Origin of the sequence: Streptomyces sp. ITFR-6 (assembly GCF_031844725.1) — a bacterium.
In the GTDB taxonomy this organism is placed as follows: Bacteria; Actinomycetota; Actinomycetes; order Streptomycetales; family Streptomycetaceae; genus Streptomyces.
This window is the reverse complement of the sequence record NZ_CP134612.1, coordinates 5538054-5562439: the sequence shown is the minus strand read 5'-3', so window position 1 is coordinate 5562439 and position 24386 is coordinate 5538054. Positions and strand designations below refer to the sequence as shown.

The following is a 24386-nucleotide window of genomic DNA, read 5'->3' as shown; positions in this document are numbered from 1 at the left end:
GACGGGCTGGGATGCCGAGCGCCGGGCGGGCTGGAGATGACCGGGGCGCCGGGCCGGCGGCCGGGGCTACCGCTCCAGGTGGCCCGTATCGTTCCAGCGTTCCAGGGCCGGCGTCCCGTAGGCCCAGCCCAGGACGGACAGCGACGTCGGCTCCAGCCGGATCCGCGCCGCGAAGGACACGTCCTCGCCCAGCCACCGCGCCCCCAGCGCCCGCAGGATGTGGCCGTGGGCGAACACCAGGACGTCGCGGTCGGCCGAGCGGGCCCACTCGATGACCTCGTCGGCACGGGCCGACAGCTCGGCCAGCGTCTCCCCCTCAGGCACGCCGTCGCGCCAGATGAACCAGTCCGGGCGGGTCGCCTTGATCGCGGCCGGCGTCATCCCCTCGTACGCCCCGTAGTCCCACTCCATCAGCGCGTCCCACGGCTCGGCCCGCTCGCCGAACCCCGCGAGCTCGCAGGTCTCCGAGGCCCGCACCAGCGGGCTGGTCCGGACCTCAAGACCGGGCAGATCCACCCACGGCCCCCGGTGCAGCCGCTCCCCCAGCAGCTTGGCGCCCTCGCGCCCGGTGTCGAGCAGGGGGATGTCCGTCCTGCCGGTGTGATTGCCGTTGACGGACCATTCCGTCTGGCCGTGCCGGGCAAGCAGGATTCGCGGTGCCATGTGACGGCTCTCCCTGAAACTGAGACCTCTGATGCTGGATCTGAGATCTTGGACATCGACAGGGACGCAACCGTCCGACACGCTACGGATGAACGGGTGGGAACGGAACGTCCGGTTTTCCATCATCCCGCACACGCTCATGACGCAACCCCTGGGGCCGTAGGGGCGTCCCTCTCAACGCAGACCGAACAGAGCGGCTGAGGGGTGCCGAGTGCACCCCTGGGGGAATCCCGGCCGCACCGCACCGTACGGTTGAACGTCCGCCGTCGGCCGCATGAACACATGATGGAGAACTTCCGGATGCCGCCTGCCACCACCGCGCCCGCGCAGCGCCCCCGGCCCCGCTGGTGGACCGAGCTCCCGCTGCTCGCCCTGGTGTACGCGGCGTATTCGGGCGGCAGACTGCTGGTGCGCGGCGACGTGTCGACGGCCGTCGACCACGGACTGCGCATCCTGGACCTGGAACAGACGCTCCGTATCAACTTCGAGCACCCCCTCAACCGGCTGCTCACCGCGCACTCCTCGATCGGGATACCCGCCGACTTCGCTTACGCGTCGCTGCACTACCTGATAACCCCGGCCGTCCTCATATGGCTGTTCCGGCGGCACTCGCAGGCCTACCGCAGGGCCCGCACCTGGCTGATGACCTCCACGATGCTCGGCCTGATCGGCTTCACGTTGATGCCGACCTGCCCGCCCCGGCTGCTGGCCGCCGGACACGGCTTCGTCGACACGATGGCGCAGTACAGCTCGTACGGCTGGTGGGGCACAGAGGCGTCCGCGCCGCGCGGCATGGGCGGAATGACCAATCAGTACGCGGCGATGCCGAGTCTGCACGTCGGCTGGGCGCTGTGGTGCGGGATCCTCATCTGGCGCCACGGACGCCACCCGCTCGTCCGGGCGGCAGGCGTCGCCTACCCCCTGATCACCGTCTTCGTGGTGATGGGCACCGCCAACCACTACTTCCTCGACGCGGTGGCCGGTGCCGCCGTGATGGGGCTCGGCGCCCTGCTGGGACGGCCCGTGACCCGGCTCGCCAACAAGGTCGCCGACGCGGCCAAGGCCCGCTTCGCAGGGGTGAGTACGGACACGGCGTCCCCGGATGTCAGTGCCGGATGCAAGACTTCCACGGGTGAGCGAATCCCCGGCCAGCGGACCTCCTCCGCAGATCCCACCGATGCCCCGGCACCGGCCGGTCCACCTGCCCCGGCCGACGTCCCCGCCCCGGCCGGAAGCGCCGCGGGACGTACCGTCGGCGGTGACGCTGCGGCAGCGGCTCGCTGAGCTGAGGGGCCCGGCCGTCGCACCCCGTCCGCTGGACGCCCGCGCACTGGCCGCCCTCGCCGCCAACCCCGGCTGCAAGCGGCGCGCCCTGCTCGACGGGGCCGGTGTCGACAAGACCGCCCTGGCCACCGCGCTCGGCTCACCGGCCCCCTTCGGCCAGTCCCAGTTCGCCTTCATGCGCGGCAACGCCTTCGAGGCCAAGGTCAAGGCCGACGGCGGTACGGAGCTGATGCGGCTGCTGCACGAGCGGCTCGGTGAGCCCGGCGAACCCCCGCGCGAGGTCGCGGTGCCCGATCTGAGCGCCGCCGGTCCCGAGGGCCGCGCCGCGCGCACCGCGCTGGCCCTGCGGGAGGCGACCGGGGCGGGCGGCTGGGCGCTCCTGGACCACCCGATGCTGGCCCTGGAGGTGGCGGGCTCGCCCGCCTACCTGGAGCCGGACGCGGTGGTGGTGCACCCCGACGGCACCTGGACGGTCGTCGAGATCAAGTCCTTCCCCATGATCGACGGTTCCGCCGACGCGGCGAAGGTCGGCGCGGCCGCCCGCCAGTCCGCGGTCTACGTACTGGCGCTGGAGCGGATCGCCGCCGCCACCGACGGGGCGGAGGTCGGCCACCGGGTGCTGCTGGTCTGCCCGAAGGACTTCTCCAACCTGCCGGCCGCCTCCGTCGTCGACGTGCGCAAGCAGTGTGCGGTCACCCGCCGCCAGCTCATCCGTCTCACCCGGATCGAGGACATCGCGGCGGCCCTGCCCGAGGGCACCACGTTCGACCCGGAGCGTTCCCCGGAGGAGCTGAGCCGCGCCGTCGAGTCGGTCACGGCGGCGTACGCGCCGGAGTGCCTGGCCGCCTGCGAACTGGCCTTCCACTGCCGGGGCAAGGCGCGCGCCACCGGTGCCGTGGAGGCGCTGGGGCGCAGCGTGCGGGGCGAGCTCGGCGGGCTGACCACGGTCGGCGCGGTGCTGGCCGCGGCCGCCGGCAAGGAGGGCGATCCGGCGGACCCGACGGTCTCCGCGCTGCGCCGCGCCGCCGCGCTGCGCGCCGAGGCTCTGGAGGGCGGGCCGGGATGCCACTGATCTCCACCCTGGCCAGGCTGGAGGCCGTGGAGAGCGGCCGAGCGCAGCCGCTGGCCACGGTCCGCCACCGCCATCTGACGGACCGGCCGCTGGTCCTGGTGCCGCTGACCACGTCCGGCGAGGCGGGCGCCCCGCTCGGCGCGCTGGTCGGCTCCGAGCGGGACGCGCCCCGGCTGCTGGTCGTGGCCCAGCCGCGCGACCGGGATCTGCGGTTCGCGTTCCTCGCGGAGCTGGCGGAGGCGGTGCTGCCGCACATCGAGTCGTACGCCGATGTGATCGAGCCCGTGGAGCGCAGCGAGACGGACCCGGCGACCGGCAAGAAGGTCAAGGTCGAGACCGAGCTGTGCACGGACGCCGCGCAGCTGATCGTGCCGAGCCGGGCGGGCATCGAGTTCGTCCGGCTGCTGGGCCGCTCCATGCGGTTCCGGCGCACCGCGGAGGACGACCCCGACACCCCGTATCCGGCGCCCGCCCGCGTCCCGCTGCTGGGCCGCTGGCTGACGCACTACGGCGAGCGCGCCCGGGTGCCGGGCTCCTCGCTGCTGCTGGCCTGCACCGATCTGCTCAACCGGCACTGGGCGAGCGGCCAGTCCAGCCTGGAGGACCAGCACCTGGGCGCCCTGCTCGCCTGGGTCGATCCGCCGGCCGGCGAGTCCGGGGCCGAGGCCGCGCTCCGCGCCGAGCTGGCCCGGGACGACGCGGGGCAGCTGCTGTGCCCGCCCGCGGGACCGGCCACCGATCCGGACTTCGACAACCGGCTGCTGGCCCCCGCGATCGAGCGGTACGACCGCGCGCGCACCGCGCTGGCCGCCGCGGAGGACGGGCTGGCGGCCGATGCCGGGCTCGCCGCGCTGACGGGCGCCGAGCGGGAGATCAGGGCGCTGCTGGCGGGCGTGCTGCGGCCGACCTGGGACGCCGTGTGGCGGGGCCTGGACCTGCTGCGGGAGCTGCCGGAGGGGGCCAGGACAGAGGACCGCTGGACCCGTGACCGCTGGTCGTTCACCGGCCACCGCGACCGGGTGCGGTCCGGCGAGCCGCCGCAGCCGCGCCGGGACGACGCGGTGACGGCGGCCCGCAAGCTCGCCTCGCGGGAGACCGCCCAGGCGCAGCTGGAGGCCCAGGAGGCGCTGGACGATCCGCTGGTGCTGGCCGGCCGGCGGCTGGCGGGCGAGGCGTTCCTCGGGGAGGTGACCGGGGTGGAGATGGCGTACAGCGAGTCCAAGCGCCCCTCGCCGCGCCCGCTGGTCACCGTCCGGACCGACGAGCGGCCGCAGCTGGGAGAGCGGGTCAAAATCTACCGCTCGCTGGACGGCAAGCCGCAGACCGCCGAGTTCGCCGGGTACGGGCCGGCGGAGGAGGGCGAGCCGGCCGCGCTGGTGCTGCGGATCACCGACCGGATGGGCCGGGGCAGGGAGCCGGCGCCGGGGTCCGTCCCGGAGCCGGGCGACAGGATCGCCTGGACCCTGTTCGAGCACGATCAGCGCGGCGGCCCGAAGCTGCCGGAGGCGGAGGAGACCCCGTGGACCCACGGCGGCCCGCCGGGCGCCGGTGCGACGGCCGAGCGCCCCGACCCCGTGACCCCGGAGGACCTGCTGTGAGCGACCGACTCGACCCGGGGGCGGCGGCGGGCCGGGCCACCGCCCAGATCCTGGACGACACGCTGAACGGCACCGCGCGCGGCATCGTGGTGGACTCCCCGCCGGGCGCGGGCAAGTCGACCCTGGTGGTCCGCGCCGCGCTCGAACTGGCGGCGGCCGGGCGCCCGCTGATGGTCGTCGCGCAGACGAACGCCCAGGTCGACGACCTGGTGGTGCGGCTGGCGGAGAAGGACCCCGGGCTCCCGGTCGGCCGGCTGCACAGCAGCGACTCGGACCCGTACGACAAGGTGCTGGACGGGCTGGACAACGTACGCAAGTCGGCGAAGGCGGCGGATCTGGCCGGGCTGGACATCGTCATCTCGACGGCCGCCAAGTGGGCCCATGTGAAGAACGTCGAGCCGTGGGGGCACGCGATCGTCGACGAGGCGTACCAGATGCGTTCGGACGCGCTGCTGGCCGTCGCCGGGCTCTTCGAGCGGGCCCTGTTCGTGGGCGATCCGGGCCAGCTCGACCCGTTCTCGATCGTCGGCGCGGACCAGTGGGCGGGGCTGAGTTACGACCCGTCCGCGAGCGCGGTCTCCACCTTGCTGGCGCACAATCCGGAGCTGCCGCAGCGCCGGCTGCCGGTCTCCTGGCGGCTGCCCGCGTCGGCCGCGCAGCTGGTCTCGGACGCGTTCTACCCGTACACCCCGTTCCGCAGCGGTACGGACCACGGGGACCGGCTGCTGTCGTTCGGGGTCGGCTCGGACGGCTCGGCGGCCGACCGGGTGCTGGACGAGGCCGCGGAGTCCGGCTGGGGGCTGCTGGAGCTGCCCGCCCGGCACACCCCGCGCACGGACCCGGAGGCGGTCCGGGCGGTGGCCACGGTGGTGCGCCGGCTCCTCGACCGGGGCGGCGCGGCGACCAGCGAGCGTTCCCCCGACCCGGCCCCGGTGACGGCGGACCGGGTGGCGGTCGGCACGGCCCACCGCGACCAGGCGGCGGCGGTGCGGGCGGCGCTCGCGGAGCTGGGGGTGACGGGCGTCGCGGTGGACACCGCGAACCGGCTCCAGGGCCGGGAGTTCGATGTGACGGTGGTCCTGCACCCGCTGTCCGGGCGGCCGGACGCCACCGCGTTCCATCTGGAGACGGGCCGGCTGTGTGTGCTGGCCTCGCGCCACCGGCACGCCTGCATCGTGGTCTGCCGCGCGGGCGTCGCGGAGCTGCTCGACGAGCACCCGTCGACGGAGCCGGTCCAGCTGGGCGTCACCGTGAAGTTCCCGGACGGCTGGGAGGCGAACCACCGGGTGCTGGCGCATCTGGCGGAACACCGGGTGCGCTGGGGGCGTTGAGCCCGGGGCGCGGAGAGCGGGGAACGGCTCCGCGCACGCCCCCTGGCACGCTCCGGGCGCCCTTGCGGCGGGCTGGACAATGGAGGGTGGCCGTCGGGCCCACCGGAGGAGGAACAACCACATGGCACAACCCGAGCGGAACGAGCGGCAGCGGCTGCGCCCCGCGCCCCTGCTCTTCGAGCCGTCGGCGTCGGTCGCCGATCCGGAGCACTTCTTCGACCTGGAGTCGATGGAGGATCCGAAGGAGCTGCTGAGCCGTTCCACCGAGCTGGCCCTGGCGTTCCGCGCCGCGACCGACCGGGCGGTCGAGTTCCAGGCGATCGCCGCCGCCCAGCTGGCCGATCCGCGCCGGTTCGACCGGCTCACCACGGCGGACATCGCGCAGCGGGCGGAGTGGACGGAGGACTACGCCACGAAGATGGTCGAGTTCGGCCGGAGCCTGCTGAACGCCCCCAGGCCCTGAGCAAGGCCGGCACGCCGGGGCACCGGCTGATAATGACTGCATGCTGACCGTGGGTAGAACCACTGGCATATGCCCTGGGGCAAGATACTCCTCACCACCCCGGCCTGTCCCGGTTTCCGGCAACTCTCGGAATCCGCTTGATCACTCCCGGTAGACCTGTGTGCATGACCGCATGGCTGCCAGACGAAACGACCCTGCATCACGGCGACGGCCCCTACCGGGAGGACCGGGCCGCTGACGTATTCGCCGTCCTGCGCGAGCAGGCCGGTGACCAGACGGCTCAGGTGACCGCGGCCGGTGCCGCCTGGCTGGCCGGCGCGGCGGCGTACCCGCGCAGTGCCCTGAGCCAGTGGGAGTCGCACCCGTCCGCCCCCGGTGTGCTGCCGTGCGGCTCGTCCTTCGATGTGGTGAACGTGCCCACGCTCTTCGGGCGCCGGATGCTCGAACACCTCTGGGCGGACGGGCCGGGCTCCGGACCGGTCGCCACACACCGCGGCCGGATGCTGCTCTTCGCCTCCCCCGGGACCGCCCAGCGACTGCCCTCGCTGCTCGACTGGGAGGAGTGGGGCGGGGGCGCCGCGTCCCGGTCCGCGGGGGGTTCTGCGGGGCCGGACGAGAGCGGCCGGAAGGTGCCCCCGCTGCTCTGTCACGGCACCGGGGACGCGGTGACCGTGCCGCCCCTGACCTGCGGACCGAACGCCTCGGGCCCCCGCTGGGTGGTCGCCCCCGACACCCGTAGCCCCTGGCTGCCCGGACCCGACGTACTACTCTGGGCGTGTGTGCGGGTGGCCCGCTCGGTGCCCTCGTCGGGGCCCCGTATTTCGATTTTTCCTCCCGCCGATCAGGGTGCTAGGGTCTACGACGTCAGCAGGCGCCGCTAGCTCAGTTGGTTAGAGCAGCTGACTCTTAATCAGCGGGTCCGGGGTTCGAGTCCCTGGCGGCGCACAGACGGAAGAAGCCCCTCACGAGAGCGAGGGGCTTCTTCGTTGTGCCGGGTCAGCGCCACTACGTACCGGTGGTGATCCGGACCGTCCAGGCGCCGGACGGGGTCCGGTCGGCGACCTCGATCGTGGTGTGCCCGCCGGGTACGGAGAAGGTCTCACCGACCCGCAGCGGGGCGTCCGCGAGCGGTGGATAGACCGACTGCTCCCAGCAGGCGTCGGTGTCCGGGTGGGTGTCGATGACATCGACCGGCCCGCCGCCCGACGGGGTCTCGTTGCGGATCCGGTAGAGCAGCACGCCCTCGCCGCACGTCGACCGGTCGTTGCCGGTGGCGCCGCGGGCCTCGATCCCCACGGCGCTGCCCTCGCCCGTCCTGATCACCGCGAGCCGGGTCCCGATGGACGCGCCGGGCACCGGCACGGCGGCGATCGGCTCCAGGGTGATCACCCGGTCGCTCTGGACGCAGACCACCTGCCGGTCGTCCAGCCAGCCCAGCTTCCACTTGTGCCAGCCGAAGAGATCGGGCGCGAGCCCGAACTGGCTGCCCATCACGTCCCAGTCGCCCACGTAGGTGTCCCAGTCGCCCTTGCCGTCCGAGGGGCGGTGGTAGAGGTCGGGCAGGTCGAAGACGTGTCCGGTCTCGTGGGCCAGCACGTTGTGGTCCGGCGGGTGCTGTTCGAAGACGGTGACGACGCGCCTGATGTCCGTACCGTCGGCGTGCAGCGGCTGGTCGAAATTGACGACCTTGGTGGCGTCGGAGTCCACGCCCGGGGCGTCCGGGTCCGCGACGAGGTAGACGATGTCGTACTTCGAGAAGTCCACCTCGGGGTCGGCCGCGTCGATCGCGTCGTGCAGATAGGCGCTGCGCCGGTCGCTGGACCAGTCACGCTTTATGCCGTACCGGACCGACGGCTTGGGCATCTGGATCCACCGCTTCTGCGGGTGCGGGCGCAGGGTGAACTTTCCGTATGAGGCGCGCTGGAAGAACCGGGTGGTGGCGGGGAAGTAGTCGGCGGTGAGTTCTGCGGGGGTGGTGACGGGCCGGGCGTCCGGGAACGAGAGGAAGACCATCACCGCGTCGAGCGGATGGTCGGGGCGCGGGTAGGCACCGTTCCACTCGTCCAGGCCCAGCGAGTGGTGGGCCGCGGTCCGGGGCAGCGCGCAGGCGGCGGCCGCACCGGTGGCGGCCGCGGCGGGACCCGCGACGAGGGAGGTGGCGGCGACCGCCAGCAGGGAGATCAGGCCGGCCGTCACAGCGCGCGGACTCGGCCTCACCACTCCTCCGGGTCCGTGCTGACGCGGCACATCTACCTCCGGGTGCGGAATGCGGACGCCTGGGATCTTCAGCACCCTCCCGACCACCCTGTGGCGATTCAGGCGTTACGTCCTGTTGAGCTGCCCCAGTCGGGTCAGCGCCCCAACCACACATCCTCTTCACAGAAAGTCACAATCGATCACCGACGCAACCATAGAGAACAGAGCCGCACAGAAACTATCAGGCATGGGCAAACCGGATCTGCGCGCGAATGGCCCATGCACATCGGGCGCGGAGCCCGGAACGGTCGGGGCGCTGGAACGGCCGAGCCGCCAGCCTCTATGCTTCACCTCGCTTTCCTCCGCGATTTCCGCCCCTGACAACGGCGCTCCACGCGGCGGGCCAGTCCGACCAGACCTGTCCGGGACAGAACTGCATGGCGGGAGCGAACGGTGAGCGCAACCTCCGATGGGCCGCGGCCCCCGGCAGGCACGGCACCCCCTTCCGCACGACCACCGGTCACGGAGCGTCATGATTCATGGCCCGCCGGGGGCACCCCTGCGGACGCCCCCGGGGAAACGGCGGTCTCCGCCCCGCACGACTACCGGGCCGCCTTCCTCGCCGCCACCCTCCCGATGGCCGTCGTCGACCACGAGGGGCTGATCGTCACCGCGAACGAGGCGCTGTCCGCCCTGGTCGGCATCGCCGCCCCGGCGCTCACCGCGCAGTCCGCCTCCGATCTGGTCGACCTCGCGGCGGACGGCCGCACCTGGCACGCGTACCGCGAGGTGCTGCACGGCAGGCGCTCCCGCTTCCGTTGCACCCGGCGCCTCAAGCACCCCGACGGGCGCTCCCTGTGGGCCGAGATCACCGTCGTACCGATGCCGATGCCGGGGACGCGGGAGCCGGAGACCGGCGCCGCGCCCCGGCAGGTCCTGCTCTCCGTCGCGGACGTCAGCGACCGGCGCGAGCTGCAGAAGAGGCTGCGCCACCTCCAGATGCACGACCCGGTGACCCGGCTGCCCAACCGCACCCTGTTCTTCGAGCGGCTCTCCGCCGTACTGGAGACCCCGCCGTACCAGGACGACACCCGTCCCGGGCGCGGCCGGATCGGGCTCTGCTACCTCGATCTGGACGGCTTCAAGGCGGTCAACGACACCCTGGGGCACCGGATCGGGGACCGGCTGCTCGCCGCCGTCGCCGCCCGGCTCACCGACTGCGCGGAGCAGGAGGGCCTCCACCCCGGCGGCGCCCCGCTGGTGGCGCGCCTCGGCGGGGACGAGTTCGCGATCCTGGTCGAGGAGTCCACGGGCACCCGGCAGCTGACCGAGCTCGCCCGCACCGTGCTCGCCGCGCTCCAGAAGCCCTTCGACCTGTCCGGCCAGCGGCTCTCCGTCTCGGCCTCGATCGGTGTGGTGGAGCGGCCGGTGGCGGGCACCTCGGCCACCGGGCTCATGCAGGCCGCCGATACGACGCTGTACTGGGCGAAGGCCGACGGCAAGGCCCGCTGGACCCTCTTCGACCCGGAGCGCAACGCCCACCGGATGACGCGTCAGGCCCTCTCGTCCACGCTCCGGCCGGCCGTGGAGCGCGGTGAGTTCACCATCGAGTACCAGCCGCTGGTCGGCATGGCGGACGGGGTGGTGCGCGGGGTGGAGGCGCTGGTGCGCTGGAACCATCCGCAGTTCGGCATGCTCTCGCCCAACCGGTTCGTCGCGATCGCGGAGGAGGACGGCTCGATCGTGCAGCTCGGCCGCTGGGTGCTGCGGGCGGCGTGCCGTCAGGCCCGGCGCTGGCAGCTCGACCACCCGGCGGAGCAGCCGCTGTTCATCAGCGTCAACGTCGCGGTCCGCCAGGTCTGGGACTCCGACCTGGTCACCGATGTGGCGGAGATCCTCGCGGAGACCGGCCTGGACCCGGCGCTGTTGCAGCTGGAGCTGACCGAGTCCGCGGTGATGGGTTCGGCGGGCCGCCCGCTCCAGTCCCTCCAGGCACTCAGCGACATGGGGGTCCGGATCGCCATCGACGACTTCGGGACCGGCTACTCCAACCTCGCCTACCTGAGCCGCCTGCCGGTCTCCGTACTGAAGCTGGACGGCGCCTTCGTGCGCGGCTTCCGCTACGAGGACGGCACCCACCCCAGCCCCGCCGACGAGACGATCGTCGAGGCGATGGTCCAGCTGGCGCACCGGCTGGGCCTGACCGTCACCGCGGAGTGCGTGGAGACGGCCGGCCAGGCGGAACGGCTGCGCCGGATCGGCTGCGACACCGGTCAGGGCTGGCTCTACTCGCGCGCGGTCGCCCCGGAACGCATCACCGAACTGCTCGGCGCCCGCGCCCTGGAGGCCTGAGGGCTCACGCCCCCGGCAGGCCGTACGCGTCGGCGATGAGGCCGTAGCTGCGCAGCCGGGCCTCGCCGCCGTGGGCGTTGGCGGTGATCATCAGCTCGTCGGCGCCGGTGCGCTTGGCCAGGTCGTCGAGGCCGGTGCGGACCTCGTCGGCAGTGCCGTGGACGATGTTGACGAGCCAGCTGTCGACGAACTCGCGCTCCATCGGGGTGAAGGCGTACGCCTCCGCCTCCTCGGGCGTGGGGACGAGACCGGGGCGGCCCGAGCGCAGCCGGAGCATCGACAGGGCGCCGGTCAGCACCTGGCGGCGGGCCTCGCGCTCGTCGTCCGCGGCCAGCGCGGCGACGCCGATCAGGGCGTACGGCTCGTCCAGCACCGCGGACGGCCGGAAGGACTCCCGGTACAGCTCCAGGGCCGGAATGGTGTTCTGGGCCGAGAAGTGGTGCGCGAAGGCGAAGGGCAGCCCGAGCATGCCGGCCAGCCGGGCGCTGAAGCCGGAGGAGCCGAGCAGCCACAGGGGCGGCCGGGCCGGGGACTGGACGCCGCCCTCGGAGGTGGCCTGGACGGGGCCGGGGACCGCGTGGATGCGGGCGTAGGGGTGGCCGTCGGGGAAGTCGTCATCCAGGAAGCGGGTCAGCTCGGCCAGCTGCTGCGGGAAGTCGTCGGCCCCCTCGCTGAGCCGTTCGGTGCGGCGCAGGGCGGCGGCGGTGGCGCCGTCCGTGCCGGGGGCCCGGCCGAGGCCGAGGTCGACGCGGCCGGGGGCCATGGCCTCCAGGGTGCCGAACTGTTCGGCGATGACGAGCGGGGCGTGGTTGGGCAGCATGACGCCGCCGGAGCCGAGCCGGATGCGTGCGGTGTGGGCGGCGGTGTGGGCCAGGATCACGGCCGGCGAGGAGGAGGCGATGCCGGGCATCGAGTGGTGTTCCGCGACCCAGTAGCGGTGGAAGCCGCGCCGCTCCGCGAGCTGCGCGATCTCGACCCCGGTGCGCAGGGCCCGGCTCGCGGTACTGCCCTGTCCCACGGTCACCAGATCGAGCACGGAGAGCGGAACGGGTGCCGTTCCCTCCGCCTTGCCACGGATCTCGTCGCCTCGAATCTCGTCCACGTCCTGACCTCTCCGATGGTGCTCTGATATCCCTCTGTACGTCCGGAGAGAACGAACAGGAGGATGGCTCCGTTTATTCCGGGGGCCGGTCGCCCCGGCGAACCATCCGCTATTCCGGAGTCCGGCCGGAGCCTCCGCCGTGCGCGTACGAACGGCCGCTGCCCCAGATCCGCCGGGCCGGCGGCTCGGCCGGGGCCGGCGGCGCCTCGCGGGCCGCGAAGAGCGTGCCGAGCCGCGCGGCCCAGGCGGGGCGGTCGGCCAGCCGCAGGGCCTCCCGGACGGCCACCTGGTTCGCGGTGAGGACCGGTTTGCCGAGCAGCTCCTCCAGTTCCGTGAGGTGGCCGACCGTGTGCAGGGCGGTGTCCGGCAGCAGTACCGCGTCCGCGTCCGGGCGGTCGGCGGCGGTGGCCAGCTCCTTGATCCGGTCCGGGCCCCAGTCGGCGGCCTCCGCCGCCGTGGCGGCACCGGCCGCGTGGGTGGCGAGCACCTCGACGCCCTCGGCCGTCAGGAACTCGGTGAAGCGCGCGGCGATCTCCTGCGGGTACGTCGCGGCCACCGCGACCCGGGCGGCGCCCAGCTTCCGTACCGCGTGGACGAAGCCGATCGAGGTGCTGGAGACGGGCACGCCCAGCGCGCGGGCCAGCGTCGCGGCCTGGGCATGGGCGCCCTGCGGTCCGTACAGGAAGCTGCCTCCGTCGCAGGCCCAGACGATGGACTCGACCCCGGAGCGTCCCAGCTCCTGCGCCTTGGCCGCGAGCCGCTCCGGGGTGCCCAGGGCCCGCAGGGCGTCCTCGCGGTAGGCGTCGTCGGGGCACTCGGTGTGCTGGACGACAAGTCTGATGGTGCTGTCGAGCAGGATCTCCATGCGCGGGAAGTCGCCCGCCGCGAAATGGCCCGGGTAGAGGAATCCGACGGTCGTCATGTCCACCCTTCCTGTGCGCCGGCAGCTGTCCTTCCGCTGTCCGGCTGTCTTCCGGAGCTCCCCCGTCTACGTTCAAGTATTCCCCCATCCGCCCGGGTCATCGCTACGAGCTGTTGACGGGGGCGTGAGCGGCTGCGAGCGTGGGCCCGGAGCCCACCCAGGGCCTGTCGTCGAACTGGACCCAGGCCGACGCGGGAGGAACCGTCCCCCATGCCGGAGCCCGTTCTGCTCGTACTGGGCGCCGATCCACCGCCCCGGCTCGGCCGGCTGGCCGGGCGGGTCGCGGTCCGGCACACCGACGCGGCCGGTCTGGCCGCGTCGCTCCCGCACGCCGATGTCCTGCTGGTCCGGGACTTCACCTCCGACGCGGTACGGGAGGCCTGGCCGGGTGACGGGCCCCGGCCCGCCTGGGTGCATACGGCGAGCGCGGGCGTGGACCGGCTGCTCAGCCCTGAGCTGGTGGCCGGCGACACCGTGGTGACCAATACCCGGGGCGTGTTCGAACAGCCGATCGCCGAGTACGTGGCGGGGCTGGTGCCGCCGTTCGCGAAGGACCTCCCCGGCACCCTGGAGCTCCAGCGGGCGCGGCGGTGGCGGCACCGCGAGAGCGGGCCCGTCGCCGGCACCCGTGCCGTGGTCGTCGGCGCGGGACCGGTCGGGCGGACGGTCACCCGGCTGCTGATGGCGCTGAGTGTCGAGGTGGCGCTGGTGGGGCGCACGGCCCGGCGCACGATCCACGGGGCGGAGGATCTGGATCCGCTGGCGGCGCGGGCCGACTGGGTGATCTGCGCGGCGCCGCTGACCCCTCGGACGTACGGGATGTTCGACAGCCGGTTCTTCGGGCTGATGCAGCCGTCGGCCCGGTTCATCAACGTGGGGCGTGGCCCGATGGTCGTCGAGGGCGATCTGGTGGACACGCTGCGCAAGCGGTGGATCGCGGGAGCGGCGCTGGACGTGTTCGCCACGGAACCGCTCGGTCCGCGGAGCCCGCTGTGGGACGTGCCCGGCCTGATCGTCTCGCCGCACATGAGCGGGGACACGGCGGGCTGGCGGGACCGGCTGGGTGAGCAGTTCGTCGCGATGTACGAACTGTGGGCGGCCGGTGACGCGTTGCCGAACGTGGTGGACAAACGGCTCGGCTACATCCCGGGGACGGATCCGGGCGAGTGACCTCAACCCGGCCCATTCCATGCGGACTTCATCACCCCATTGCGGACATCTACTGATAACACCCCGTCATCCGCCGCATCCCGCAAGGAAATACACCCTGCGTGCATCTCGTCGCGCTCCGCCCAGCTTCGGACACGGGAAGGTCACCCTCCGGCCACCGTTCGGTTACATGCGATCTCCTGCTGCATAGACGTACGGGAGCGGGCAGGCGTTCACCCTGTCCGGACTGTTCGACCTTCCAGGAGACTGCGAACCATGGCTGACTTCCCGAACCTGTCCCGCCGGGGCTTTCTCAACCGATCGGCAGCCGTGGGCGGTCTGCTCGTCGTCCCCGGCCTGCTCACCGCGTGCAGCAAGACCGGCGCCGACTCCGCGGACGGCGAGGGAGCCCTCGACAAGCTCCGCAAGCAGGGCTTCGTCCGGGTCGCGTACGCCGACGAGGCCCCGTACGGCTACATGGAGGGCAAGCAGCTCAAGGGCGAGGCGCCCGCCCTGCACCGGGAGATCTTCAAGGCGCTGGGCGTCGACGAGCTGCGGCCCACCCTCTCCGAGTGGGACGGTCTGATCCCGGGCCTCCAGGCCAAGAAGTACGACGTGGTCAGCGCCGGTATGGCGATCACCCCCGAGCGCTGCGCCAACGCGCTTTTCTCCGAGCCCGAGTTCATCTCACCGACCGCGATGATGGTGAAGAAGGGCAACCCGAAGAAGATCACCGACCTGGCCTCCGCGAAGGCGGCCGGGATCACCATCGGTGTGATGGCGGGCGCGGTCGAGGGCTCGTACGCCGAGGGCGCCGGCATCTCCAAGAGCAAGATCAAGACGCTGCAGAAGCCGCAGGACGGCGCGGACGCGGTCAAGGGCGGCCGGGTCGACGCGTTCCTGCTCACCGGCATCTCGCTGCGCTGGCTCGCCAAGACCAACGCGGGCACGGAGGTCACCGAGGCCTTCCTGCCGGAGCTCAAGGGGCAGAAGCAGTACAGCCCCGGCGGCGCCGTCTTCCGCAAGGGCAACGAGGACCTGCGGGGCGCCTTCAACCGTGAGCTGAAGAAGATCGTCGCAGACAAGTCGCGCTATGTGAGCCTGCTCCAGGACTACGGCTTCGGAGCAACGGAGCTCCCGCCGGCCAACCTGAAGACGGCCGATCTCTGCAAGGGCTGACAGGGACGGAACCCACCGCATGAGTGATTTCTTCTCCGCCTTCATGGACGACCTCCCACAGTTGCGCTCCGGCCTGTGGGTGACCCTGGAAGCCACGATCCTGGGCGCGCTGCTGGCCCTGGTGCTGTCGTTCGTCCTCGGCCTGATGTCGATCAGCCGGCTGCTGCTGTCGCGCGGCGTCTCGCGCGTGGTCGTGGAGTTCTTCCGCGGCACCTCGCTGTACGTCCAGCTGTTCTGGTTCTACTACGCGATGCCGTCCCTCACGGGCTACGAACTGACGCCGCTGCTCTGCGGCGTCCTCGCCTTCGGCCTCAACTACGGCGCGTACGGCGCCGAGGTGGTGCGCGGGGCGATCAACTCCGTTCCGCGCGCCCAGTACGAGGCGACGATCGCGCTGAACATGGCGCCGCTGCACCGGATGCGCAAGGTGATCATGCCGCAGGCCTGGGTGCAGATGCTCCCCTCCCTCACCAACCTGCTGATCCAGCTGCTGAAGTGCACGCCGCTGCTGTGGCTCATCTCGGCCGCCGACCTGATGACCGCGGTCGAGAAGCTGCGCAGCCGTACGGGTGAGACCCTCACCGCGTATCTGACCCTGCTGGCCTGCTACTTCGTGATCGCGTACGCGCTGACCCTGCTGATGAACCTGCTGGAGCGGTCCGCCAAACGGCGGCTCGGCATGGAGACCACCGGGGGCAGCCTGCTGAAGTCCCGCAGCGCCGTGACCGCCGCCGCTGGAGGTGCCCGGTGAACGAGGGATTCAAGTGGGACGCCGTCGGCGAGGCCCTGCCCCTGCTTCTGCAGGGGTTCAAGATCACCCTGCTGGCCACTCTGCTGGGCACGGTGGTCGCCGCGGTGCTCGGGCTGGCGATCGCGGTCGCCGGACGGGCCCCGAGCCGGTTCGTGACCGTGCCGGTGAAGGTGGTGATGGAGTTCATCCGCTCCACCCCGCTGCTGATCCAGCTCGTCGGCGCCGCCGCGGTGTTCAGCTCGGTGGAGCCGCTGTACGTCGGCATCGTGGTGCTGGGCATCCACTACGCCACGTACACCTCCGAGGTGTACCGCGCCGGGATCGACAGCGTCCCGAAGGGACAGTGGGAAGCCTGCCGGGCGCTGTCCATGTCGCCCCGCAGGACCTGGCAGGCCGTGATCCTGCCGCAGGCGGTGCGCAACGTACTGCCCGCCCTCGGGAACTACGCGATCCTGATGTTCAAGGAGACCCCGTTCCTCGCCGTGATCACGGTGCAGGAGATGGTCTTCAAAGCCCGTGAGTACGGGGCCGCGCACTTCGTGTACACCGAGGTGTTCACGCTCGCCGGGACGCTGTTCCTGGTCGCGAGCTACCCGACCTCGCTGTTGATGAGAAAACTGGAGAAGCGCCTTGGCCACTGAACCTCTCCCCGTGCAGAAGACCGCGGCCACGGCGCCCGAGGACGTCGTGCCGGTCTCCACCTCCAAGAACACCGGGCATCCGCTGGTCCGCTTCGACAAGGTGGTCAAGCGGTACGGCGACCATGTCGTCCTCGATCAGCTGGACTTCACGGTCGAGCGCGGCGAGCACGTCACCCTGATCGGGCCCAGCGGCTCGGGCAAGACCACGATCCTGCGGCTGCTGATGACGCTGGAGAAGGTCAGCGACGGCGTGATCCGGATCAACGGCGACCCGCTGACGCACATGACGGCGGCGGACGGTTCGCTGAAGCCGGCCTCCGAGAAGCATCTGCGCGAGGCGCGGAAGAAGATCGGGATGGTCTTCCAGCAGTTCAACCTCTTCCCCAACATGAAGGTGCTCCAGAACATCACGGAGGCACCGGTCAACGTCCTGGGCATGGACCGCGACAAGGCGGAGACCCGGGCCAGGGAGCTGCTCGACCTGGTCGGGCTCTCGGCGAAGGTCGACGCCCACCCCTCCCAGCTCTCCGGCGGCCAGCAGCAGCGGGTCGCGATCGCGCGGGCGCTGGCGATGGAGCCGGAGATCCTGCTCCTGGACGAGGTGACGTCGGCGCTCGACCCGGAGCTGGTCGCGGGCGTCCTGGAGCTGCTGAGCGATATCGCGCGCAACACCGACATCACCATGCTCTGCGTGACCCACGAGATGAACTTCGCCCGGGACGTCTCGGAGAAGGTGCTGATGTTCGACGCCGGGCGGGTCGTGGAGTCGGGTTCGCCGGAGAAAATCTTCACGGACCCGGAACACGAACGCACGCGCGAATTCCTCAACGCGGTGCTGTGACCTCGGCATCCGTCGCTCACTCCTGACGCTGGCATATGCCAGGTGCGTGCGCCCTGGTCCGCGGAGCCGGGGCGCACGGCGGAGTCGTCAACACCAGCCCCCGAACAGGCCATTGGCGGCTATCGTGAGGGCAGAGCTTGCGGTCACAACCTGCTAGGGGGAAACCGTGGCGTTGAAGCCCGAACCGACCGCGCCGTTCCATTCGGTGCAGTACGCCCTCCGTGTCCTCGAAACGGTCTCCAAACACGGCAACGGCGTGACGGACACCCAGATCGCCCGGGAGACGGGACTGCCCGTCGGGCATCTCGCCTCCCTGCTGCTGATGCTGCGCCGCGAGGGGTACGTCGAGCAGATCACCGACGGCGCGTATGTGATCGGCGCCTCACTTCTGCTGCTCGGTTCCGGCGCGGCACGCAGACAGGCCGTGGAGGCCCGGCTCCAGCAGGCACTGGTGCAGCTGCGCGACTCGGTCGGCGCGGCGATCTACATCAGCCGGTACGTGGACGGCGAGATCCGGGTCACCCAGTACGCCGACGGGCCGCGCACCCCGGCGGTCAACGAGTGGGTGGACTTCCGGTCCTCGGCGCACGCCTCGGCCATCGGCAAGTGCCTGCTGACCCAGCTGGACCAGAACGGCCGCCGCGACCACATCTCCCGGCACAAGACCGCCCGGCTGACGTCGCGGACGATCACGAGCGAGCAGGTCCTCTTCTCCAAGCTGGACAGCCAGCCGGCGACGGTCCCGGTGCTCGACCTCCAGGAGTACGCGGTCGGCACGGTGTGCGCGGCGGTGCCGCTGACCGCCGGGGCGTCGGCGGGATGCCTGGCACTCTCACTGCCCGTCGAGGACGCGCACCGGCTGCGCGAGGCGGCGGACACGCTGAACCGGCGCGCGGCCCCGGTACTGCTGTCACTCGCCCTCTAGGGCGGGCCCGCGGCCGGGTCCGCCGGGGGTTGTCATTCGCACCCCTGAGGACCAGGTATTATTTTCGAGTCAGCAGGCGCCGCTAGCTCAGTTGGTTAGAGCAGCTGACTCTTAATCAGCGGGTCCGGGGTTCGAGTCCCTGGCGGCGCACAGACAACGCACGAGGCGGTCTCCGTTCAACGGGGACCGCCTCGTGCGTTTTGCGCTGCCCGCAGATCTGTACAAGCGTTTTACACGTACGTACTAGACAGCTGTTTTACACGATCGTATATTTCCAGGCATGACAACTCCCACGCGCACCACCACGGGCCCCGGCGAGCGCGCCGGCCGCAAGGAGTGGACCGCTTTCGTGGTCCTGCTGCTCCCCCTCCTCCTGGTCTCGATGGACGTCTCCGTCCTCTTCTTCGCGATCCCGTCCATCGACCGGGACCTCGCGCCCAGCGCCACCCAGCAGCTCTGGATCTTCGATGTGTACGCCTTCGCCCTCTCCGGCCTGCTCATCACGATGGGCTCGCTCGGCGACCGGATCGGCCGCCGCAAGCTGCTGATGATCGGCGCCCTCGCCTTCAGCGCCGCCTCCGTCGGCGCCGCCTACGCCTCCAGCCCCGAGATGCTCATCGCGGCCCGCGCCCTGCTCGGGATCGGCGGTGCGACGCTGATGCCGTCGACCATGGGCCTGGTGCGGAACATGTTCCGCGACGAGACCCAGCGCAGCCGGGCCGTCGGCATCTGGTCCGGCGCCATGGCCGGCGGGATCGCGCTCGGCTCCGTGCTCAGCGGCGTCATGCTGGAGCACTTCTGGTGGGGTTCGGTCTTCCTGATCAACGTGCCGGCGATGGTGCTGCTGCTGGTCCTGGTGCCGGTGCTGGTGCCGGAGTTCAAGGACCCCAACCCGGGCCGCTTCGACTTCCTCAGCGTGCCGCTCTCGATGGGCTCGGTGCTGCCGGTCGTCTACGGGGTCAAGGAGACCGCCGCCCACGGCATGGACACGCGCAACGCCCTGGTCATCGTCGCCGGGCTCGTCGTCGGCTGGTTCTTCGTCCGCCGGCAGCAGAGCCGGGACGACGCGATGATCAGCCGGGAGCTGTTCCGCGGCCGGGGCTTCGCCGCCGGGATCGGGCTGAACGCGCTGGCCTCCTTCGCGATGATGGGCTCCGCCTTCTTCACCACCCAGTACCTCCAGTCGGTGCTCGGCATGAGCACGATGGAGGCCTCACTGTGGAGCCTGGCACCGTCCCTGGCGGTCGGTGCCGCCGCACCCACCGCCACGGCCGTCGCCCAGCGGGTCGAGCGGAGCCGGGTCGTCTGCGCCGGGTTCGTGATCGCGGCGGCCGGCTTCGGCATCCTGGCCCTGTCCGGCACCGACTCGCTGTGGGTGCTGCTCGTCGGTTCGGCCGTGATGAGCAGCGGCATCGTGACCGTCATGGCGCTCGTATCGGACATGTCGATGTCCACCAGCCCGTCGGAGAAAGCGAGTTCGGCGGCCTCCCTGCTGGAGACCGGGCAGGAGTTCGGCGGGGCGATGGGGATGGCGCTGCTGGGTGCGGTGGCGACCGCGGTGTACACCGCCCAGATGCCGGATTCGGCGCCCGCCGCGGCCCGCAAGACGCTGCCGGGGGCGCTGTCCACCGGTGACGGTTCGCTGATCTCGCTCGGCCGGGAGGCCTTCGTACACAGCATGAGCTACGCGTCGGTGGCCGGGGCGCTGCTCCTGCTGGCGGGTGCGGTCCTCGCGGTGACCCAGCTGCGGCGGGCGATGCTCCCAGGCCCGTCAAGCGTCCGGTGACAGCAGACCGGCCCGGCCGTGCTCCTCGAACTCCGCAGTGAGGGCAGTCAGTTGTTCCTCCCCGAACGGTACGTACGCACCCTCCCGGTCCCGGCACCACACAGCGGTCCCGGCCCGGAATCCCTCCAGGCGCAGCCCGGCCCGGTGCACCTTGTTCGTCGCGGTCACCGGCATCGTGGGCACGATCCGCACGAACCGGGGTGCCATCTTCGTACCCAGGTCGGGCTGGTCCCGGAGGAAGGCGGCGAAGGCGGCCGGATCGAACCCGGCCCCTTCGCGCAGCGCCAGCGCCGCCATGACCTGGTCCCCCGCGACCGGGTCGGGCACCGCGTAGACCGCGACGGCGGCCGCGTCCGCCCAGCGGGCGAGGATGTTCTCGATCATCGCGGCGGCCAGGTTCTCGCTGTCGACCCGGAGCCGGTCCTCGGTGCGGCCCGCGAAGTAGAGGAAGCCGTCGGGGTCGCGGAAGAAGAGGTCGCCGGTCCAGTACCAGCCGCCGCGCACCCGGGCGGCGTCCGCCTCCTCGTTGCGCCAGTAGCCCTCGAACGGGGTCCGGCCCCGGTTGACCAGCTCCCCTATCGCGGCGGCGCCGTTGAGCAGCTTCCCGCCCTCGTCGAAGACGGCGGCGACCCGCTCGCGGCCCGTCTCGGGGTCGACGACCGCGAGGTCGTCGCGGTCCGCGGCCCGGCCGATCGCACCGGGCGGGGTGTCCGGGGTCCGCTGGATCGCGGCGCCGCCCTCAGAGGAGCCGTAGCCCTCGACCAGCCGCACCCCGAACCGCTCGCGGAAGCGGGCCGCGTCCACCGCGCCCGCCTCGGTGCCGAAGCCGATGCGCAGCGGGTGCTCCCGGTCGTCGGGGCGCTCCGGGGTGGCCAGCAGGTACTGCACGGCACGGCCGACGTAGGTGAAGTAGGTGGCCCCGTGGGCGCGTACGTCGGAGAGGAATCCGGAGGCCGAGAAGCGGCGGCGCAGCGCCACGGCGGCGCCGCCGGCCAGCGCCGGGGCCCAGTCGGCGATCACCGCGTTGCCGTGGAACATCGGCATGCAGATGTAGTGGACGTCCTCGCGGCCGGTGCCGAAGTGCTCGACGAGCGAGTGACCGGCCGCGGCGAGGCGGCCCTGGGTGCAGAGCGCGGCCTTGGGGGCGCCGGTGGAGCCGGAGGTGAAGTAGAGCAGCATCCGGGTTCCGGGCCCGGGGCGGGCGATGACCGTGTCACCGGGCTCGGCCCCGGCGTAGGGGGCGAGCAGTGCGGCGTACGCCTCGGTGTCGGTGACCAGGACCCGGACGCCGGGCAGTTCGAGCCCGTCGAGCAGCGGCAGATGGGTGCGCTCGGTGATCAGCACCCGGCATTCGGTGTGCGTGATGTCGCGGGCCAGTTCGGCGCCGCGACGGGTGGGGTTGAGGCCGGCGACGGCGGCCCCGGCCAGGGCCGCCGCGCTCAACCACAGCGGGAATTCCGGGGTGTTGTCGAGCAGCACCCCGAGGTGCGGTTCGCCGCCCGCCGGCAGCAGATCCGCCAGGAGCGCGGCCCGTGCGGCAGCGCCCGAGGCGACCTGATGGTGGCTGAGAACGGTGTCCTCGTGCCGCAATCCCGGCCGGTGGTCGCCCCATTGGCGCTGTACGAGCTCCGCGACGGTGCCTGCGCTCCTCATGGCGCCGCACGGTAACTGACTAAGCGTCAGAACTGAACATCGGAACACGAGTAGAACGCGTTGGCCGTGTCCGCGATGTTCCAGACGCTCAGGATGATGTGCTTCCCGGTCTTCTGGGTGGGGATGGTGCCCTGCTGGGTCAGCGTGGCGGGGGGCTGCTGGTTGTTGTACGGCACCGTCATGAAGGGCTGCGCCTCCAGGTCGGACCGCTTGAGCGGCTTGGTGGGGTCCCAGCCGTTCTTGGTGATGTAGTAGCGGAAGTCCGTGGTGGCGTGCCGGGCGGTGAACTGCCAGCGGAAGCTGAAGCCCTGGCCCGCGGTGACGTGGGTGGCGGGCCAGTTGCCGCCGCGCGGGTCGTCGAGCTGCGCGAACTCACCGTGACCGCCGGAACAGATCGCACCGTCGGCGGGGCCGGCCGCCGGGAAGCCCTTGGGGCCCTCCACGCTCTGCGGCTCCCACTGGATGTTGCCGCAGCCGGTCACCGTGCCGTTGGCACACAGCTTCTGACGGCTGATGGGGTTGTCGGTGTAGCCGTGGCTGCTGGCGCTGCTGGTCGCGAACATCGAGACGCCCGCCACCGCCAGGCCCACCAGGGCCGCACTTGTCTTCTTACGCATTGCTGACGCTCCTCGGAGTACGTGGGGGAGGTTCCATGAGCACTGCTGCGCGCGGATCGTGCGGTCTAGACCAAGTCCTAGATTATTGACGGATCATGAACATGTCCAGACCAATGTGAGCTGGATTCCGGTTTACCTGACACCGGTCTCCCGGGCCGTTTCAGACGCTGTCCCCACCACCGCGTCCGGTGTAGAAGGCCACGGTCAAGTCCTTCACCAGTGACTTCCGTTCGTAGTCGTCGAGCTCCACGAGCCCCCGGGCGGTCAGCCGGCTGACGGTGTCGTCGACCGCGTCCACCACCGAAGTCAGCACGCTGTCGCGGTGTTTGGCGTCGATGGCCGCGATCCGGCGCCGCTGCATGGCCGCGGCCACCTCCGGGGCGTACTCGATCCCGGTCGGCTGCGCCGAGTACACCTCGATGCCGACCGGCTCGCAGTCCGCCTTCAGCATCCGGGTCAGCGCGTCGCCCACGGCCTCGGCGTTGCGCAGGGTGTGGGCGTCCTCGTGGAAGGCGTCGGCGGGCAGTTGCGAGAGGACCCGGGCCATCGCCGCCTCCACCTGCTCCCGCAGGTACTCCTCGTGGTCCTCGATGCCCAGCGTCGCCCGCACGGTGTCCTCGACCCGCCACACGACGAGAACAACGACCCGCAGCGCCGTGCCGTTCGCGTCCACCGCGGGCAGCGGCTCGCTGCGCCAGTGCCGCAGCCGGACATCGACCCGGCGGCGCAGCAGCAGCGGGCTGACCCACATCAGCCCGGTGCGCCGCACGCTGCCCCGGTACTGGCCGAAGAGGGTGAGCACCCACGCGTAGCCGACCCGGCCTCGGGTCAGCCCGCCGAGCGCGAAGAGCACCCCGGTCAGCAACAGCGCGAGCGCCGCCCAGGCGCCGAGGCCGATGCCGTCGTACGGACGCGGGCCCAGCCCGAACCGGGACAGCACCCCGCCCGGCAGCGCGCCCGCCCACCACAGGACCCCGCCCGCCGCGGCGAGTGAGCCGAGGGCGGCGAGCAGGGCCGCCCAGCCGGGCAGCGCGGGCCCCGCCCGTTCGTTGAGCCGGGGGTCCGCAACCGGCGCGGGCCGGGTGGAGGGCCGCACCTGCCCCGACCGGGGCAGCGGCGGCCGCCGGACCCCGGCCGGCCGCTCGCTCCCGGACGCCCCGCGGACGACGGTGGCGGGCAGTGCGACGGCGTCCGAGGCGACCTCGGGGTCGTCGCGGAAGAGCAGGTGCACCGGGATGGAAGCGGTGCGCTCGTTGGCGATGACCGAGTGATGGCGCCCGGTGCCCACCCGTACCTCGGTACGCAGCTCGGTGCGCGTCCCGGTACGGATCTCGCCCGTGTCACCGTCCCCGTCGTCGTCGCCATCACCGTCACCGAAGGACAGTGAGAGGGAGGGCCCGAGGTCCCGGCGGGCCGGGGCGAGCCCCGGCCCGGGGAGGAACGGGCCCGCCGCCAGGGCCGGTCGCCCCGGATCACCCGCGCCCTCTCGCACCTCCGCGTCCGCAGGTACGGGCGGATCGACGGCCGTGCCCGGAACCGACACCGAGGCGGAGGTCGTACCGAAGGCGGAGCCCCCGGATTCGCCCGCGCCCGGCGTCAGGTCGAGCACCAGGTCGACCACGGAGTCCGGACCGGAGCGGGCCACCGGTCCGGTCCCCCGCTCCCCCGGCTCCGACGCCGACCGGTCGTAGGGCCCGCCCGGACCCGGCGCCCGCTCCGGTGCGGCCCACTCCCGCACCGGGAGCGCCCCGTACCTCTCCTTGCCGTACCCCGGGCTCTCCGGGCTCCCGTTCTCCCCGTGCTCCTGGTTCCCGGAGCTGTCCGGCACCGTGGATCGCATTCCCGCCTCCGTCATGTGCGT

21 protein-coding genes and 2 tRNA genes are annotated in these 24386 nt (G+C 72.0%); 16 read left to right on the top strand and 7 right to left on the bottom strand.

The annotated features are described in order from the left end of the window. Window positions 1-66: 66 nt before the first annotated feature. Complete coding sequence (locus RLT59_RS25465) at window positions 67-663, bottom strand: histidine phosphatase family protein (RefSeq protein WP_311305547.1); 597 nt, start codon at window positions 661-663, stop codon at window positions 67-69. Between the two features lie 300 nt (window positions 664-963). Between RLT59_RS25465 and RLT59_RS25460 the strand changes: the two genes are divergently transcribed. The 7 genes from RLT59_RS25460 (at window position 964) to RLT59_RS25430 (ending at window position 7356) form a co-directional block, all read left to right on the top strand. Next, the gene (locus RLT59_RS25460; RefSeq protein ID WP_311307851.1) at window positions 964-1947 is read left to right on the top strand and encodes a phosphatase PAP2 family protein; all 984 of its coding nucleotides are present in this window, start codon (window positions 964-966) and stop codon (window positions 1945-1947) included. Next, window positions 1841-3019 (top strand): hypothetical protein, encoded by a 1179-nt coding sequence (locus tag RLT59_RS25455; RefSeq protein ID WP_311305546.1) that lies wholly within the window; start codon window positions 1841-1843, stop codon window positions 3017-3019. The genes RLT59_RS25460 and RLT59_RS25455 overlap by 107 nt, the downstream gene beginning before the upstream one ends. After that, on the top strand, window positions 3010-4617 hold the full coding sequence (locus RLT59_RS25450) for a hypothetical protein (protein WP_311305545.1): 1608 nt from the start codon (window positions 3010-3012) through the stop codon (window positions 4615-4617). The genes RLT59_RS25455 and RLT59_RS25450 overlap by 10 nt, the downstream gene beginning before the upstream one ends. After that, a complete protein-coding gene (locus RLT59_RS25445) occupies window positions 4614-5948 on the top strand; it encodes an AAA domain-containing protein (RefSeq protein WP_311305544.1) in 1335 nt (444 codons plus the stop codon). The genes RLT59_RS25450 and RLT59_RS25445 overlap by 4 nt, the downstream gene beginning before the upstream one ends. A gap of 121 nt (window positions 5949-6069) precedes the next feature. Then, window positions 6070-6411 (top strand): DUF8844 domain-containing protein, encoded by a 342-nt coding sequence (locus RLT59_RS25440; protein WP_311305543.1) that lies wholly within the window; start codon window positions 6070-6072, stop codon window positions 6409-6411. A gap of 164 nt (window positions 6412-6575) precedes the next feature. Beyond that, complete coding sequence (locus tag RLT59_RS25435; RefSeq protein WP_311305542.1) at window positions 6576-7292, top strand: bifunctional DNA primase/polymerase; 717 nt, start codon at window positions 6576-6578, stop codon at window positions 7290-7292. Next, window positions 7283-7356, top strand: a tRNA-Lys gene (locus RLT59_RS25430). The genes RLT59_RS25435 and RLT59_RS25430 overlap by 10 nt, the downstream gene beginning before the upstream one ends. A 60-nt stretch (window positions 7357-7416) precedes the next feature. Here RLT59_RS25430 and RLT59_RS25425 read toward each other — a convergent pair. After that, window positions 7417-8631, bottom strand: coding sequence for a M6 family metalloprotease domain-containing protein (locus RLT59_RS25425; RefSeq protein ID WP_311305541.1), 1215 nt, complete (start codon window positions 8629-8631; stop codon window positions 7417-7419). A 429-nt stretch (window positions 8632-9060) separates the two neighbouring features. Between RLT59_RS25425 and RLT59_RS25420 the strand changes: the two genes are divergently transcribed. Then, window positions 9061-10959 (top strand): putative bifunctional diguanylate cyclase/phosphodiesterase, encoded by a 1899-nt coding sequence (locus RLT59_RS25420; protein ID WP_311305540.1) that lies wholly within the window; start codon window positions 9061-9063, stop codon window positions 10957-10959. A 4-nt stretch (window positions 10960-10963) separates the two neighbouring features. On the opposite strand, the gene RLT59_RS25415 is transcribed toward RLT59_RS25420, so the two are convergent. Together RLT59_RS25415 and RLT59_RS25410 are read right to left on the bottom strand one after the other, a co-directional pair. After that, window positions 10964-12061, bottom strand: a complete 1098-nt coding sequence (locus tag RLT59_RS25415; RefSeq protein ID WP_311305539.1) for an LLM class flavin-dependent oxidoreductase — start codon at window positions 12059-12061, stop codon at window positions 10964-10966. A 109-nt stretch (window positions 12062-12170) separates the two neighbouring features. Then, window positions 12171-12983 (bottom strand): maleate cis-trans isomerase family protein, encoded by an 813-nt coding sequence (locus RLT59_RS25410; RefSeq protein WP_311305538.1) that lies wholly within the window; start codon window positions 12981-12983, stop codon window positions 12171-12173. Between the two features lie 210 nt (window positions 12984-13193). On the opposite strand from RLT59_RS25410, the gene RLT59_RS25405 reads away from it, so the two are divergent. The 8 genes from RLT59_RS25405 to RLT59_RS25370 all read left to right on the top strand — a co-directional run bounded on the left by RLT59_RS25405 (window position 13194) and on the right by RLT59_RS25370 (window position 20255). Further along, the gene (locus tag RLT59_RS25405; protein WP_311305537.1) at window positions 13194-14153 is read left to right on the top strand and encodes a D-2-hydroxyacid dehydrogenase; all 960 of its coding nucleotides are present in this window, start codon (window positions 13194-13196) and stop codon (window positions 14151-14153) included. A gap of 255 nt (window positions 14154-14408) precedes the next feature. Further along, complete coding sequence (gene ehuB, locus RLT59_RS25400; RefSeq protein WP_311305536.1) at window positions 14409-15311, top strand: ectoine/hydroxyectoine ABC transporter substrate-binding protein EhuB; 903 nt, start codon at window positions 14409-14411, stop codon at window positions 15309-15311. Window positions 15312-15330: 19 nt separating this feature from the next. Beyond that, entirely contained in the window at window positions 15331-16062 is a 732-nt protein-coding gene (ehuC, locus tag RLT59_RS25395; RefSeq protein ID WP_311305535.1) for an ectoine/hydroxyectoine ABC transporter permease subunit EhuC, read from the top strand. After that, the gene (gene ehuD / locus RLT59_RS25390) at window positions 16059-16703 is read left to right on the top strand and encodes an ectoine/hydroxyectoine ABC transporter permease subunit EhuD (protein ID WP_311305534.1); all 645 of its coding nucleotides are present in this window, start codon (window positions 16059-16061) and stop codon (window positions 16701-16703) included. The genes ehuC and ehuD overlap by 4 nt, the downstream gene beginning before the upstream one ends. Then, complete coding sequence (gene ehuA, locus RLT59_RS25385) at window positions 16693-17544, top strand: ectoine/hydroxyectoine ABC transporter ATP-binding protein EhuA (protein WP_311305533.1); 852 nt, start codon at window positions 16693-16695, stop codon at window positions 17542-17544. The genes ehuD and ehuA overlap by 11 nt, the downstream gene beginning before the upstream one ends. 166 nt (window positions 17545-17710) lie before the next feature. Continuing rightward, the gene (locus RLT59_RS25380) at window positions 17711-18469 is read left to right on the top strand and encodes an IclR family transcriptional regulator (protein WP_311305532.1); all 759 of its coding nucleotides are present in this window, start codon (window positions 17711-17713) and stop codon (window positions 18467-18469) included. A 76-nt stretch (window positions 18470-18545) separates the two neighbouring features. Continuing rightward, window positions 18546-18619: transfer RNA gene (locus tag RLT59_RS25375), tRNA-Lys, on the top strand. 130 nt (window positions 18620-18749) lie between these two features. Continuing rightward, window positions 18750-20255: an MFS transporter gene (locus RLT59_RS25370; protein ID WP_311305531.1), complete on the top strand. Its 1506-nt coding sequence runs from the start codon at window positions 18750-18752 to the stop codon at window positions 20253-20255. Here the strand turns inward: RLT59_RS25370 and RLT59_RS25365 are convergent. The 3 genes from RLT59_RS25365 to RLT59_RS25355 form a co-directional block, all read right to left on the bottom strand. After that, the gene (locus RLT59_RS25365; RefSeq protein WP_311305530.1) at window positions 20241-21908 is read right to left on the bottom strand and encodes an AMP-binding protein; all 1668 of its coding nucleotides are present in this window, start codon (window positions 21906-21908) and stop codon (window positions 20241-20243) included. The two genes, RLT59_RS25370 and RLT59_RS25365, sit on opposite strands and share 15 nt — an antisense overlap. Window positions 21909-21934: 26 nt before the next feature. Then, window positions 21935-22525: a lytic polysaccharide monooxygenase auxiliary activity family 9 protein gene (locus RLT59_RS25360; protein WP_311305529.1), complete on the bottom strand. Its 591-nt coding sequence runs from the start codon at window positions 22523-22525 to the stop codon at window positions 21935-21937. Between the two features lie 160 nt (window positions 22526-22685). After that, on the bottom strand, window positions 22686-24365 hold the full coding sequence (locus RLT59_RS25355) for an SPFH domain-containing protein (RefSeq protein WP_311305528.1): 1680 nt from the start codon (window positions 24363-24365) through the stop codon (window positions 22686-22688). Window positions 24366-24386 lie beyond the last annotated feature (21 nt).

Excerpts from the sequence above, each read along its gene's own strand:
- RLT59_RS25465 (WP_311305547.1), bottom strand. The coding sequence starts at position 663 with ATGGCACCGCGAATCCTGCTTGCCCGGCACGGCCAGACGGAATGGTCC.
- RLT59_RS25460 (WP_311307851.1), top strand. The coding sequence starts at position 964 with ATGCCGCCTGCCACCACCGCGCCCGCGCAGCGCCCCCGGCCCCGCTGG.
- RLT59_RS25455 (WP_311305546.1), top strand. The coding sequence starts at position 1,841 with ATGCCCCGGCACCGGCCGGTCCACCTGCCCCGGCCGACGTCCCCGCCC.
- RLT59_RS25450 (WP_311305545.1), top strand. The coding sequence starts at position 3,010 with ATGCCACTGATCTCCACCCTGGCCAGGCTGGAGGCCGTGGAGAGCGGC.
- RLT59_RS25440 (WP_311305543.1), top strand. The coding sequence starts at position 6,070 with ATGGCACAACCCGAGCGGAACGAGCGGCAGCGGCTGCGCCCCGCGCCC.
- RLT59_RS25435 (WP_311305542.1), top strand. The coding sequence starts at position 6,576 with ATGACCGCATGGCTGCCAGACGAAACGACCCTGCATCACGGCGACGGC.
- RLT59_RS25410 (WP_311305538.1), bottom strand. The coding sequence starts at position 12,983 with ATGACGACCGTCGGATTCCTCTACCCGGGCCATTTCGCGGCGGGCGAC.
- RLT59_RS25405 (WP_311305537.1), top strand. The coding sequence starts at position 13,194 with ATGCCGGAGCCCGTTCTGCTCGTACTGGGCGCCGATCCACCGCCCCGG.
- ehuB (WP_311305536.1), top strand. The coding sequence starts at position 14,409 with ATGGCTGACTTCCCGAACCTGTCCCGCCGGGGCTTTCTCAACCGATCG.
- ehuC (WP_311305535.1), top strand. The coding sequence starts at position 15,331 with ATGAGTGATTTCTTCTCCGCCTTCATGGACGACCTCCCACAGTTGCGC.
- RLT59_RS25370 (WP_311305531.1), top strand. The coding sequence starts at position 18,750 with ATGACAACTCCCACGCGCACCACCACGGGCCCCGGCGAGCGCGCCGGC.
- RLT59_RS25365 (WP_311305530.1), bottom strand. The coding sequence starts at position 21,908 with ATGAGGAGCGCAGGCACCGTCGCGGAGCTCGTACAGCGCCAATGGGGC.
- RLT59_RS25360 (WP_311305529.1), bottom strand. The coding sequence starts at position 22,525 with ATGCGTAAGAAGACAAGTGCGGCCCTGGTGGGCCTGGCGGTGGCGGGC.
- RLT59_RS25355 (WP_311305528.1), bottom strand. The coding sequence starts at position 24,365 with ATGCGATCCACGGTGCCGGACAGCTCCGGGAACCAGGAGCACGGGGAG.